Below are 13,571 nucleotides of genomic sequence, written 5' to 3'. Positions count from 1 at the left end.
CGTAGTTTATCAAAAATTTTGAAAATTTGAAGAGGTTGCTTGCAAGCCTATAAACTTGAAGTCAGATTGGACTGATAAAAATGCACTGCATAGTGATGGATCAATGGACTCGCCAAAGGCTGACATAACACCATCTACAGCATTTTTGTGACGTACTTCTATCGAGCCAAACCCCTCTCTGAAAATATCATCATAACAAACTAGCATTGGAAACAATGCTGCAAGTAAGTGCATACTTTGCCTTTCACATTCCGTCAAATTAATAGAGTATTTAAAACTGCCACGGACAGCGTGTAACGCATGAAGTGCAACTGAACAATGCTTATTCAAATCAACTTCCGCGCCCTGTTTAATTTGAACTTGACTGCTAAATTCATCATACTGTAATTTCGAATTATCCAAGGGCAAGTTGATAGACTTCGGATAAGAGCAGCTCGTTAACAGAAAATCCAAGCGCAAATCATGAATTAATGCCATCCTCCCTATATTTTCCACTGAAGCATCTAAACAATCTTGAGAGTCAATATTGAGTGCTGATAGGATCGAGCGGGAATACTGTCTGATACGGTCTGCCCGACATACAGTCGAAGACCGATCCGGAAACAATACAGTGAGCAATAGTTTTTCCAAAAAACGGTCATGCTTGATTAATTTCTGGATATCGAAATTATCAGCATCGAAATCAATATTTATGTCTTGCATTATATGACTTCCAATATAAATTTTATTTACACGGAAGATAATAAGCGGAATGACTGCAAGTTAGCTTTCAGAAGCTTTCTTTTTTTTGATTTGGATTGGTTTTCGCGCAGATATTCAGACCATATTCAAGTTTCATTTATATATGATAATTGCTCATTTCTAGATTCTATTTTCTCACAAATGGCCACTGTATTGCAGTAAATTTGGATCTATGGAGTTGTCCCTGCAAAACCCCTGCAACCCGCATGAACGCTTGTGATCTGGGGTGATTCCGGATGGTCAGAACTCTCAAATAGATATTCAATGGAGTCTGTTTTCTGGGAGTTTTTGAAAGCAGCGCCATGACCGATGACTTTTTCCGCAACCGCCTGGATCAGATGATCGATTTGCGCCACCCTCTGGCGGTGCTTGCTAACCGCATGCCTTGGCAAGAGATCGAAGCCTCCCTCGTCCAGCGCTGGGCACGCCAGGTCAAGTCTGGCAAGAAGATAGAAGACTTGGACTTGTTTGGTCCGGTCTCGGCCGTTGCCGGTGGCGGCGTCTCCAATGCCGGCCGTCCCCGTCTGCCCACCCGGTTAATGGTTGCCTTGCTGTACCTCAAGCATGCGTTCAATGAGAGCGACGAGGACGTGATCCAGCGCTGGGGTGAGACCCCCACTTGGCAGTACTTTTCTGGCAACGAATACTTTGAACACCAGTGGCCGTGCGACCCGACACAACTGGGGCGCTTTCGTAAAGCTCTGGGCGAAGAAGGCGTGGAAGAACTGCTGGCCCGCACCATGGAAGTGGCGGTCACCCTCAAGCTGATTGCCAAGAAAGAATTGACCCGCATGATCGTGGACTCCACGGTGCAAGAAAAAGCTGTGGCACATCCCACCGACAGCAAGCTGCTGGAGACCGCCCGATCCAAGGTGGTCGAGTTGGCCAAAGCCAATGGCATCGAGCTCAAACAGACCTACGCCAAAGAAGGCCAACTGCTGGGCTACAAGGCTGGGCGCTATGCCCATGCCCGCCAGTTCAAGCGCATGCGCAAAGCCATCAAACGCCAGCGCACCATCGTTGGACGGCTGCAGCGCGAGGTGGCTCGCAAGATGACCACGCTCAGCCAAGCCATACAAGAGACCTTGGGCCAGACCTTGGACAAGGCCAAACGCTTGGTCACGCAGACCGGCAGTCGCAAGGCAGTGGACAACCGCGCCAAGCTCTACAGCTGGCATGCGCCCGAGGTGGAGTGCATCTCAAAAGGCAAGAGCCGCAATCCGTACGAGTTCGGCGTGAAGGTGGGTCTGGCCATGACGCTCAAGGGCAATTTGATCGTGGGAGCCAGGAGCTTTCCCGGTAACCCGTATGACGGGCACACCATGCACGAGCAGATCGAGCAAAGCGCTATCCTGATGCAAGGCTTGGGGGTCAAGCCCGAGGTGGTGTACGCAGACTTGGGCTACCGGGGTGTGGACAAAGACAACCCGGACATTGAGATCAAACACCGGGGCAAGGACAAGCGGTTGACCGATGAAGAGCGCAGACTGCTCAAACGGCGCCAAGCGATCGAGCCGATCATCGGGCACCTCAAAGCGGATCACCGCATGGACCGCTGCCACCTCAAAGGCTCAGCAGGCGATGCACTGCACGCGGTGCTGTGCGCGGCGGGCTACAACATCCGCTGGCTGCTGCGGATGATCGCCCGGAAAGGCCTGGGCCTTTTGTTGTGCCTGCTGCAGGTGAGCGGTTTGACGGGCTTGTTTGAGAAATTGGCCAAAATCATCGGCCTCAACCGACTGCAAGGCTCAGATCGGCGCTGGGGGGTGGCTTGAAGTGAATTTTGCAGGGACGACTACTTAGTTCACAGAATATAGCGAGCTATTCTTTTTCCATTGCGATGGATGTAGTGTTTGGGTAAGCCCACATGGCACCTGTAATCATGTCTGTGATTCCCAAGTCAATAAACGCGCCGCCAACAACGCCAGATGTTTCAGCTGAACTCGTTAAACGAGTGATTTTTTGTTTAAAACCAGGCGCAGTGCATCGGACAATGATGTCGTCTTTAGTCGTCCCTGCAAAATTCACTTCAAGCCACCCCCCAGCGCCGATCTGAGCCTTGCAGTCGGTTGAGGCCGATGATTTTGGCCAATTTCTCAAACAAGCCCGTCAAACCGCTCACCTGCAGCAGGCACAACAAAAGGCCCAGGCCTTTCCGGGCGATCATCCGCAGCAGCCAGCGGATGTTGTAGCCCGCCGCGCACAGCACCGCGTGCAGTGCATCGCCTGCTGAGCCTTTGAGGTGGCAGCGGTCCATGCGGTGATCCGCTTTGAGGTGCCCGATGATCGGCTCGATCGCTTGGCGCCGTTTGAGCAGTCTGCGCTCTTCATCGGTCAACCGCTTGTCCTTGCCCCGGTGTTTGATCTCAATGTCCGGGTTGTCTTTGTCCACACCCCGGTAGCCCAAGTCTGCGTACACCACCTCGGGCTTGACCCCCAAGCCTTGCATCAGGATAGCGCTTTGCTCGATCTGCTCGTGCATGGTGTGCCCGTCATACGGGTTACCGGGAAAGCTCCTGGCTCCCACGATCAAATTGCCCTTGAGCGTCATGGCCAGACCCACCTTCACGCCGAACTCGTACGGATTGCGGCTCTTGCCTTTTGAGATGCACTCCACCTCGGGCGCATGCCAGCTGTAGAGCTTGGCGCGGTTGTCCACTGCCTTGCGACTGCCGGTCTGCGTGACCAAGCGTTTGGCCTTGTCCAAGGTCTGGCCCAAGGTCTCTTGTATGGCTTGGCTGAGCGTGGTCATCTTGCGAGCCACCTCGCGCTGCAGCCGTCCAACGATGGTGCGCTGGCGTTTGATGGCTTTGCGCATGCGCTTGAACTGGCGGGCATGGGCATAGCGCCCAGCCTTGTAGCCCAGCAGTTGGCCTTCTTTGGCGTAGGTCTGTTTGAGCTCGATGCCATTGGCTTTGGCCAACTCGACCACCTTGGATCGGGCGGTCTCCAGCAGCTTGCTGTCGGTGGGATGTGCCACAGCTTTTTCTTGCACCGTGGAGTCCACGATCATGCGGGTCAATTCTTTCTTGGCAATCAGCTTGAGGGTGACCGCCACTTCCATGGTGCGGGCCAGCAGTTCTTCCACGCCTTCTTCGCCCAGAGCTTTACGAAAGCGCCCCAGTTGTGTCGGGTCGCACGGCCACTGGTGTTCAAAGTATTCGTTGCCAGAAAAGTACTGCCAAGTGGGGGTCTCACCCCAGCGCTGGATCACGTCCTCGTCGCTCTCATTGAACGCATGCTTGAGGTACAGCAAGGCAACCATTAACCGGGTGGGCAGACGGGGACGGCCGGCATTGGAGACGCCGCCACCGGCAACGGCCGAGACCGGACCAAACAAGTCCAAGTCTTCTATCTTCTTGCCAGACTTGACCTGGCGTGCCCAGCGCTGGACGAGGGAGGCTTCGATCTCTTGCCAAGGCATGCGGTTAGCAAGCACCGCCAGAGGGTGGCGCAAATCGATCATCTGATCCAGGCGGTTGCGGAAAAAGTCATCGGTCATGGCGCTGCTTTCAAAAACTCCCAGAAAACAGACTCCATTGAATATCTATTTGAGAGTTCTGACCATCCGGAATCACCCCAGATCACAAGCGTTCATGCGGGTTGCAGGGGTTTTGCAGGGACAACTCTTTATCTTTTCCAACAGTAACAGTGTTGTTCTTGGCTGATATTGAACCGATTTCACCATCCCCATCACGGGTTAAAACACATCGCGCTGAATCAGGGTCTAAATTGAATACGAGTGTTTGACTCGTTCCCTTTGTGATCGATGCGCACCCACTGATGATTAAGCATGCTGCAAAGATTATTGAAATTTTCATGTTTATCCCTTTTTAAAATACAAATTTAACTCAATTTCATCGGGTCTCGCAGCTTCATTTTGTTTTTTATGAAATTTATATTGCTTTGATGCGCATGAGTTCTTATGTATTTCTTGGGCCCTCCCTTTTTTTATAGTTTCTCATTTACCCCTTCCCCAATCACAAAAAACTGCCCACCCGCCACATAGTGCAGCGTGCGCAAATCATCCGGTGCTTGGTCGAATTCCCAGTGTCCGTTGATGAACACGCGGCTGTCCGCCCAGGCGTGGGCTACTTCACCGATGAACAGGTCGTAGGTTTGTTGGTTGTGTGGCTCGGGCAGCACTTTGCACAGCAACCAGCCCACGCAGCCCTGCACCAGTGGCACAGAGCTTTCCTGCGGTGTAAACGTGTGGATGCCATGGCGCTGCAGTTTGTCAGGCGTGGTGAGTGCGCTGTCGGTGCCCACTCCCAGCGTGGCTTGCGCCAGAGCGCGAGCCGGGATGTTCAGCGCAAACCAGCCACCGCCTTCTACCAGCGCACGGGTGCGGGTGGCCTTGTCGATGACCACTGTCACCTTGGGCGGCTGGAAGTCCAGTGGCATGGACCAGGCAGCGGCCATCACGTTGTGTTCGCCGGCGTGCGCGGACGACACCAACACTGTGGGGCCATGGTTGAGCAGGCGGTACGCCTTGTCCAGTGGGACGGGGGAGCAGAAGTCGGGCAGGGTGTTCATGGGGGAGTGTGGTTAAGCCACTGCCTGCGCCAGATTGACCCGCGCACGGGCCTCTAGTGTGGCGTGGAAGTGGTCGGTGCCGTAGATGCGGGGGCGGGCTGCGAAGGACTGCAGCACCTCTTTGCGCTTGGTGCGGAACAGGTCCTCGGGCACGAAGGCGTATTCCTTGCGGATCTGTTGCCCGTATTGCGCAAAGCGCTGCGCGTCGGCGCCGAGGATGGAGAGGTCGATGTCCACCAGCAACTGCGCATCGCCTGCGGCGGGCGCACTGGTGTGGCGGGTGGCCATGACCAGCTCGTAGACGCGCTCTGCCACGTCTGCCTGCACCCCGGCCGTGGTGAGCGCCTGCCGGGCCCAGGCGGCACTTTGTGCCTCGTTGTCGTGGCCATGCACGTCATACACCGCGTCGTGAAACCAGAGTGCCAGCGCCACTTCGGCAGGCCGCTGCGCTAGATGCCGCACCACTTCAAACCCTTGCAGGCACTCGGCCAGATGCTGGGTGCTGTGGTAATGACGCTGCGGCTCGGCGTAGGCCCCCAGCAGTGCGTCGCACAGCGCGGTGCCGTCGGTGTGTGCGCCGGCATCGTGCCAGGCAGATGCAAACAGGGGTTTCAGGGCGGTCAAAGACGGTGCGGTGTTCATGGCAGGCACTCTAGCAAAACCGGCCACCCCGCTAGCGCCCGCCAGGCCTGCAAACTCTGTTCTTGATTTTGATAGCAGAGGGCTTTTCCATATACTGTTTAAAAATACAGTAATTTATTGAAGCCCTTGCCATGACTAGCGCTGCGCGCCATTCCCATCTTGCTGACACGGCCTTGGCCACCGGTGTGCCGGACCCGCAGGACATCCACGCCGGTGTCTGGCACGCGCACACGCTGGCCACGCCCACAGAGGCGGTGCAGGCCACGGGCGATGCGCTCTTGGACGCACATTTGCCCGGCGGCGGCTGGCCGGTGGGCGCTTTGGTGGAGCTGTTGCAGCCTGCCGGCGCGCACAGCGAGTGGCGCCTGCTGCTGCCAGCGCTGGCAGCGTGCGGGCGCGGCCCGGTGGTGATGGTGGGGCCGCCGCAGCTGCCGTTTGCGCCGGCGCTCTCCCGGTTGGGCTTGCGCTCGGGGCGGCTGCTGTCGGTGCTGGCGTCTGCCGCTGTAGGAGAGCGCGCGCGCGTCAAAGATGAAGCGAGCGGACGTCTCTGGGCCACCGAGCAGGTGCTGCGCTGCGCCGAGGTGGATGCTGTGTTGGCCTGGCTGCCGCAGGCCCGGGGCGACCAGCTCCGCCGCTTGCACTTGGCGGCCGCCGAGCACCACAAGCTGCTGTTTGTGATGCGGCCAGACCGTGCGCGCAGCGACGCGTCGCCCGCCGTGCTGCGCCTCTTGGTGCAGCCGATGGCCCGCGCCCGGCACGCGCGGCAAGGCCCATTGCACGGGCGGTGGCTCGACGGGTTGGAGGTCGACATCCTCAAGCGGCGCGGCCCGCCCTTGGCCGAGCCTTTGCACTTGCAGGCCCGCAGCCAGCAATTGGGCCTACTGTTGGCCGCCAGTCGTGCCTTGACACAGGGCATGGAGCAAGAGCGCGCTTCAGCGTGGGGCATGTTGTCTGACACGCCGCTGGATGCACAGGCCACGCGCGCCGCTTTTCAGCAGCAGGCGCTGGGGGGCGCGCAGAGCCAAGCACTGCCGTGGCCACCGCTACCGCCCGCGCAAGGCGAGCTGGCCGTGGCGGCGCACGGAGCGGCCGATGCGCTTGGGCCTATGGATGAGGAGGCAGGCCATGCACTGGATCGCGCTGCGGCCGTCGCCTGATGCAGCGGCCACTCCGACCGAGCCTGCGCTGGTGGATACCGCCACCGCGCTGGCATGGTGGGCGTTGCGCTTTACACCGCTGGTGGCCCGCGTGGGCGATGTACTGGTGCTGGAGGTGTCGGCCAGCGAGCGCCTGTTCGGCGGGCGCACAGCGTTGCTGCGGCAACTTTTAGAGCCAAATAAGCCTGTAGCGCTCGCGGAATATGCGCAAGGTGCTACATCTTTAATAGCGCTGGCGGCGCTGCAGGTGCACGCCTGTAGGGTGGGGCAGGCCGCGCCGGTGCGTGCGGTGCTGCCCGATGCCCTGCCGGTCCACACCCTAGCCGCGGCCCACGCGCACCTGCCCACGCTGGCCCGCCTGGGCGTGCGCACCTGGGGGCAGCTGCGGGCTCTGCCGCGTGGCGGTGTGGTGCGGCGCTTTGGCGCCGAGGTGGTGGACGCACTGGACCGCGCCTACGGCCAGCGCCCTGAGGTCTACCCCTGGCTCACGCTGCCCGATGTGTTTGATGCCCCGCTGGAGCTGGCGGCCAGTGTGGATTCGGCGCCGGCCTTGCTGTTCGGCGCGCGCCGCCTGCTGGCGCAACTGCTGGTGTGGCTGCGCGCCCGCCAGGCCGGTGTGCTGGCGCTGGAGCTGCTGTGGGAGCTGGATGCGCGCCGCGCCAACACCCGCCATGTGGACGCCCACCATCAAGGCGGCCAGCAAGGCCGCCTGGAACTGCGCACCGCCGAGGCCACGCAGGACATGAGCCACCTGCAGCGCATTCTGGGTGAGCAGCTGGCCCGCGTGACGTTGCCCGCGCCGGTGTTGTACCTGCGCCTGCGCAGCCTGCAGACCCAGCCGCTGGGCGGCGAGAGCCACAGCCTGCTGCCCGAAGACGTGCGCAAAGGCGACAGCCTGCATCAGACTCTGGAGCGCTTGGCCGCCCGGCTGGGCGCGCACAGCGTGCAGTGCGCCACCCCGCAGGCCGACCACCGGCCCGAACGCATGCAGCGCTGGCAGCCGTGGCGGGCAGATACGACACGCAAAGAAAACCAATCTGCTATGAAATCAGGAGCTGCTCGCGCACATTCCATGAGCGCCAGAGGCCTAAAAGACTCTGAATCAGAGCGTGATGTGTTGCCCGCGGCCGACCTGTATCCCACCTGGCTGCTGCCGGTGCCGCAGCGTTTGGTGGTGCGCCAAAGCATTCCCCACTACCACGGCGCACTCACGCTACTGGCCGGCCCGCAGCGTCTGGAGACCGGCTGGCTCGAAGGCGAGCCCGCTTTGCGCGACTACTACATGGCCCGCAGCCCGCAGGCAGGGTTGGTGTGGGTGTACCGCGAGCGGCTGGCGGCGCACACCGAGGCTGCCTCGGGGCCTTCAGACCCGGACGCACTAGCGTGGTTTCTGCACGGCCTGTTTGCCTGAGCGTGGGCTTAGGCGCGTGGCTCTGTGGAAGTGTCGTCGTGGGCGCTATCGGCGGGGTAAGCCTTGGCCAACGCTTGGATCACTTCGCGCGCCAGCTTGCGCTGCGGAGCGGGCAGCTTCATGAACGTGTCAAACGTTTCCCGCTCCAGATAACCCACCCCCTCGTCCCAACGCTGCCGCTGCGCCTGCACTGAATGGCGTACCGCTTCGCCGAAGCGCAGTACTTCTGGTTCGATCTTTAAGACCTCTGCCAGCGTAATCAGCTTGTCTTGACCCGGTATGGCTTCACCGCGTAGCCAGCGAGAAACGGCCTGAAACGTCACTGAGCGCCCCCAGTAATTGGTGTTGAAGACATTGAGCAACACCGCCGGACGCGGCTCTAACCCGGCAGCGCGCATGGCGGCTTGCAATCGTTCTGCGAATTCCAGCTTTTGGTCCATGCCGGAACCCTAAATTTCAGTTGAATTTCGATTGAACTTTGTGTTGTACGATTGGTTTAACTTTTCATTCAACTATTGGTTGATATGCGGCGCATACGCGCTGCCCAGTCGCACGCCATGCCCAAATCCCTGCTTGAACAACTCCCCGAAATCGTGGCTCAAGGCCGCAAAGAAGCCGAAAAAATCCTGGAGAGCATCGAAAGCCGCCACCGCGTCAGCCTGCAAACCCGCGAGGTGGTGCTGCCTGCCAAAGACAGCTCCGCGACCGACTGGATCACCGCACAGACCCGTGCCGACCGGCGCGAAGTCTTTGCGCCGGGGCAAGGCAGCTTGCTGGAGAGTGCGCAACCACTGCTGGGTGCAGCGCAAGCAGAGGCACCCTGGGCGAACCGCCTGATTTACGGCGACAACCTGCTCGCTATGGCTGCACTGTTGGCGGGGGACGACACCACGCCCAGCCTGCGAGGCAAGGTGGATTTGATCTACATCGACCCGCCGTTTGACAGTAAAGCCGACTACCGCACCAAGGTCACGCTACCGGGCTTGGAATTGGAGCAAAAGCCCACGGTGATTGAGCAGTTCGCGTATTCCGATACGTGGAGCGACGGCACGGCTTCGTACCTGGCAATGATCACGCCGCGTTTGATATTGATGCGGGAGTTGCTGGCGGATACCGGCTCCATCTATGTGCATCTGGATTGGCACGTGGGGCATTACGTAAAGCTGGTGCTGGATGACGTGTTTGGGAAGGACAACTTCGCAAATGAAATCGTTTGGCAAAGATCAAGTGCGCACAACGATTCAAAGAGGGCTACCTCTTACGGGACTGTTCATGACGTCCTGTTTTGGGTAAGGAAGTCTTCAAAGTACATTTGGAATACACAGTTTTCTGCCTATTCGGACGAATACGTAGACAAGGCTTACAACAAGCAAGATGCAGCCGGGCGCCGATTCAAAACAAGTGATCTGACCGCAAACAACCCTGGTTACCACTACGCTTGGAATGGCGTTTTCCCTTCGAGCGGGCGCTACTGGGCATATTCATTTGATCGGATGTGCGAGCTGGACGCACAGGAAAAGATTTATCACTCAAGCAGCGGAATGCCTTACCTCAAGAATTTCGAGGAGGACATGAACGGGGTATTGCTCCAGGACATATGGACAGACATTTCCATTGCTCCTGCAAAAGAACGCGTGGGGTATGCAACACAAAAGCCAGAAAAACTTTTAGAACGCATCTTGTTGGGCCACACACGCCCTAACTCCATCGTCGCTGACTTCAACGGTGGCTCCGGCACCACTGCCGCCGCCGCCGAAAAACTAGGCCGCCGCTGGATCACCACCGATCTGGGCAAACCCGCCTGCATGATCATGCGCAAGCGCCTGATCGACCTAGAAGCCAAGCCCTTTTTGTATCAAGCGATTGGCGACTACCAAGTAGAAGCCGCCAAGGCCACATTGGGCCGTGACTTCCGCATTGGCGACCTGTCGCATATCGTGCTCTCACTCTACGGCGCGCTGCCCCTGCCTGCGGATGTGAACCCGCAGCGCAACCTAGGCCAGATTGCGGGTGTGGAACTGGGCGGCAAGCGCGGCAGCAAGACATTGGTGCTGGCGGACTCGCCCAACAAGCTCACCGGCATGGCGACTCTCAAAAAAGCCATCGCCCAGCGGGACAACCTGCTGGGCGGCTGGGACCGCGTGGTGGTGCTGGGCTGGAACTTTGAGCCCAGTATTGGTGAAACTATTACTGCGCTCAACGACTCGCGCCTGGAAGTGCTGGTGATTCCTCCCGATCTGATGGACCGGCTCAAGAAGAAGGGGGGCATCGACAAGCTGCGCGGGCAGGTGCGCTTCTCCAGCCTGCAGTACCTCACCATCCACCCCATTACGCGCAAGCTTGACGGCGATAACGAGACCCTGACCGTGCAGCTTAAAAACTACGTGCTGCTCTCGCCAGAAGCTATCAATCTGGACGATACCAACCGCCTCAAGCTGCAGCAGATTGCCAATGCCGAGCCGCTTGCCCTGATCGAGTACTGGGCGGTGGACCCGGACTACGACGGCAAGGTGTTCCGCTCCGTGTGGCAAGACTACCGGGGCAATACGGCAAACGATGCCGACTCGTTGCGCGTGGTGACTACCGCAACCGTGAGCACCAAAGCCAAGGTAGGCACGCGTAAGGTGTGCGTTCGGGTGGTGGATGTGTTCGGCTTTGAAGCCGAGGTGGTGACCACGGTAGGTGCCGCATGAGCGCCAAAACTGATGACCAACTGGCACTTGCCGCAGGCCTGACCGCCAAGACTCAGCAACTGTGCCTGGGGCTAGAGTCCGGCGCAGCGGATATTCTGGATTTGGTGACACCCACTACCGCGGAGCTGTTGCTGTGGTGGTTTGGCGAAGACATGGTGTTGGCCCGGCAGGGGCTGAACTTCCATGCCGGGCAGAAACAGGCCATTTTGAATGCCATCGTAGCGCACGAGGTGCTAGGTCAAGAGCGCGAGCACTGGACGCTGTTGGACTTGTACCAAGCTTGTGCGCCCGATGCGCTGTTGACTGGCAACCGCATGAGCGAGGTTGCCTCTAGTAAACACGCGCACCCTAAATACTGCTTCAAGATGGCCACAGGCACCGGCAAGACCTGGGTGATGCAGGCGCTGATGGTGTGGCAGTTGCTGAACAAGACAGCGACCTTGGCTGAGGGTATCAACGATGCGCGTTTTACCCGGCAGTTCATGGTGGTAGCGCCGGGGCTGATTGTGTACGAGCGGCTGCTAGACGCGTTTTGCGGCAAGCTGGTGGCGGGTGGTACGGGGCGAGATTTCAGCACCTCAGACGTTTTCAAGTTTGCCGACCTCTTTGTGCCCGAGGCCTACCGTGATGCCGTGTTTGCCTTTGTGCGCGGCAATGTGTGTAGCAAGGCCGAGATTGGTCTTAAAGCCACCGGCAACGGCATGATTGCCATCACCAACTGGCATCTGTTGGTCGAGGGTGATGTGCTGGATGACGAAGTTGAAGACGTAGAGGCCTTGGGCGCACCGCTGGACCCGCACTTGGTGGTGGGGGCCGTGTTACCACTCACGCCGGGTCGCGCCACAGGCAACAGCTTGGACGTGCTTGACCGACGCTACGCACGCGGCAATGTGCTGGATTTTCTGGCAGGTCTGCCCGAGTTGATGGTGTTCAATGACGAGGCGCACCACATCCACGAGTTCAAGAAAGAAGGCGAAACCACTGAGGTTGAATGGCAAAAAAGCCTGAGTCGCATTGCTGCCACCAAAGGGCGGCGCTTTGTTCAGGTGGACTTTTCAGCCACGCCCTACAACGACGTGGGCAGCGGTAAGAACAAACGTAAGCTGTACTTCCCACACATCGTGGTGGACTTCGATTTGAAGAGCGCCATGCGCGCGGGGCTGGTGAAGTCGCTGGTGTTGGACCGGCGCAAGGAGATTGGCGCGCTGCCCCTGGAGTTCAAGGCTGAGCGGGACGAGTCCGGCAACCCGGCCTTGAGCGAAGGTCAGCGCGTGATGTTGCGTGCAGGCCTCAAAAAGCTGCGCAAGCTGGAGGCTGACTTTGCCAAGATCGATCCCCTCCGCCATCCAAAGATGCTGGTGGTGTGCGAAGACACTACGGTGTCGCCCTTGGTGGCGGCTTTTTTGCAAGATCAAGAAGGTCTGAACGACGATGAGGTGATGACCATCGACTCCGGCAAAAAGGCAGAGCTGGGCGAGAAGGACTGGGCCCCTGTGCGGGAGCGCTTGTTCAGTGTTGACAGTCATTCCACACCGCGCGTGATCGTCAGCGTACTGATGCTGCGCGAGGGCTTCGATGTGAACAACATCTGCGTCATCGTGCCTTTGCGCTCCAGTCAGGCGCAGATTCTGCTGGAGCAAACTATCGGTCGCGGTTTGCGCCTGATGTGGCGCGACGACGAATACACCGACCTCAAGCGTGAGAATCGTGAGCGCATCAATGCGGGGCAGGAGCCGGGTAATTTGATGGATGTGCTGTCTATCGTGGAGCACCCAGCGTTTCAGTCCTTCTATGACGACCTCTTGAACGAAGGTCTGGCGGGCACTACGGGCGACGATACGGACGACACATCCAGCACCGGCGATGTGATTGCGTCGGAGCTGCGCGAGGGTTTTGAGGCGTTTGACTTTGGCATCCCGTTCATCTTGCAAGAGGCAGATGAACTGCATGCCCATGATGGATTGGATGTCTCGACACTGCCGACTTTCACCACCATGAGTGTTGAGCAGCTGACCGGCATGCTGGGCAAGGGCGACACCTTCATTTCGCAAGACTTGCAAAGCGCCACGCTGTTTGGCGACTACCGGGTGGATGGTGCGGTGATGAATGTCGGGGGCTACAACGAATACCTGTCGCGCCTGACTCGGCGTATCAGTCAGGCACTGAGCGAACCCATGCCCAAGGGCAACAAGATCGCCACCCACCTTGCTAAGCCCTATTTGCAAGTGAACACGGCAGAGCTAACCGGCTGGCTGGACGACTACATCTGGAGCCATCTGTTCGGTGCCACCTTCAACCCGCTGGACGGGGAGAACTGGCGGGTCTTGTTACTTCAGCCAGTTGTGGATCACATCACCAAAGTGTTTGCTGTGTAAGCAACCGGTCAACACA

The 13,571-nt window shown here is 58.6% G+C and carries 11 protein-coding genes; 5 read left to right on the top strand and 6 right to left on the bottom strand.

The features are described from left to right. Nucleotides 1–9: 9 nt before the first annotated feature. On the bottom strand, nt 10–702 hold the full coding sequence (locus tag RAE21_RS11965) for a hypothetical protein (RefSeq protein ID WP_313881563.1): 693 nt from the start codon (nt 700–702) through the stop codon (nt 10–12). A gap of 341 nt (nt 703–1,043) precedes the next feature. Between RAE21_RS11965 and RAE21_RS11960 the strand changes: the two genes are divergently transcribed. Further along, entirely contained in the window at nt 1,044–2,516 is a 1,473-nt protein-coding gene (locus RAE21_RS11960) for an IS5 family transposase (protein ID WP_313880209.1), read from the top strand. A 254-nt stretch (nt 2,517–2,770) separates the two neighbouring features. Here the strand turns inward: RAE21_RS11960 and RAE21_RS11955 are convergent, their stop codons facing one another. The 4 genes from RAE21_RS11955 to RAE21_RS11940 all read right to left on the bottom strand — a co-directional run bounded on the left by RAE21_RS11955 (nt 2,771) and on the right by RAE21_RS11940 (nt 5,919). Further along, the gene (locus tag RAE21_RS11955) at nt 2,771–4,243 is read right to left on the bottom strand and encodes an IS5 family transposase (RefSeq protein ID WP_313880209.1); all 1,473 of its coding nucleotides are present in this window, start codon (nt 4,241–4,243) and stop codon (nt 2,771–2,773) included. Between the two features lie 82 nt (nt 4,244–4,325). Next, nucleotides 4,326–4,562 (bottom strand): hypothetical protein, encoded by a 237-nt coding sequence (locus tag RAE21_RS11950; protein WP_313881562.1) that lies wholly within the window; start codon nt 4,560–4,562, stop codon nt 4,326–4,328. Between the two features lie 130 nt (nt 4,563–4,692). Then, nucleotides 4,693–5,277, bottom strand: coding sequence for a flavin reductase family protein (locus RAE21_RS11945; protein WP_313881561.1), 585 nt, complete (start codon nt 5,275–5,277; stop codon nt 4,693–4,695). Nucleotides 5,278–5,289: 12 nt separating this feature from the next. Then, nucleotides 5,290–5,919 carry an HD domain-containing protein gene (locus RAE21_RS11940; protein ID WP_313881560.1) on the bottom strand — a complete coding sequence of 210 codons (630 nt, stop codon included), beginning with the start codon at nt 5,917–5,919 and terminating at the stop codon, nt 5,290–5,292. A 131-nt stretch (nt 5,920–6,050) separates the two neighbouring features. Here RAE21_RS11940 and imuA point away from each other — a divergent pair, with 131 nt between their 5' ends. Then, a complete protein-coding gene (imuA, locus tag RAE21_RS11935; RefSeq protein ID WP_313881559.1) occupies nt 6,051–7,076 on the top strand; it encodes a translesion DNA synthesis-associated protein ImuA in 1,026 nt (341 codons plus the stop codon). Continuing rightward, nucleotides 7,045–8,487 (top strand): Y-family DNA polymerase, encoded by a 1,443-nt coding sequence (locus tag RAE21_RS11930; protein ID WP_313881558.1) that lies wholly within the window; start codon nt 7,045–7,047, stop codon nt 8,485–8,487. The genes imuA and RAE21_RS11930 overlap by 32 nt, the downstream gene beginning before the upstream one ends. An 8-nt stretch (nt 8,488–8,495) precedes the next feature. Here RAE21_RS11930 and RAE21_RS11925 read toward each other — a convergent pair whose 3' ends face one another. After that, a complete protein-coding gene (locus RAE21_RS11925; RefSeq protein ID WP_313881557.1) occupies nt 8,496–8,927 on the bottom strand; it encodes a helix-turn-helix domain-containing protein in 432 nt (143 codons plus the stop codon). Nucleotides 8,928–9,011: 84 nt separating this feature from the next. Between RAE21_RS11925 and RAE21_RS11920 the strand changes: the two genes are divergently transcribed. After that, entirely contained in the window at nt 9,012–11,180 is a 2,169-nt protein-coding gene (locus tag RAE21_RS11920) for a site-specific DNA-methyltransferase (protein WP_313881556.1), read from the top strand. Continuing rightward, complete coding sequence (locus RAE21_RS11915) at nt 11,177–13,555, top strand: DEAD/DEAH box helicase family protein (RefSeq protein ID WP_313881555.1); 2,379 nt, start codon at nt 11,177–11,179, stop codon at nt 13,553–13,555. Before RAE21_RS11920 ends, RAE21_RS11915 begins: the two co-directional genes overlap by 4 nt. Nucleotides 13,556–13,571 lie beyond the last annotated feature (16 nt).

It is taken from the genome of Rhodoferax potami, from assembly GCF_032193765.1.
Taxonomy (GTDB): Bacteria; Pseudomonadota; Gammaproteobacteria; order Burkholderiales; family Burkholderiaceae_C; genus Allorhodoferax; species Allorhodoferax potami.
Note: the sequence above shows the minus strand (reverse complement) of the source record. Positions and strands in the feature narration are given on the sequence as shown.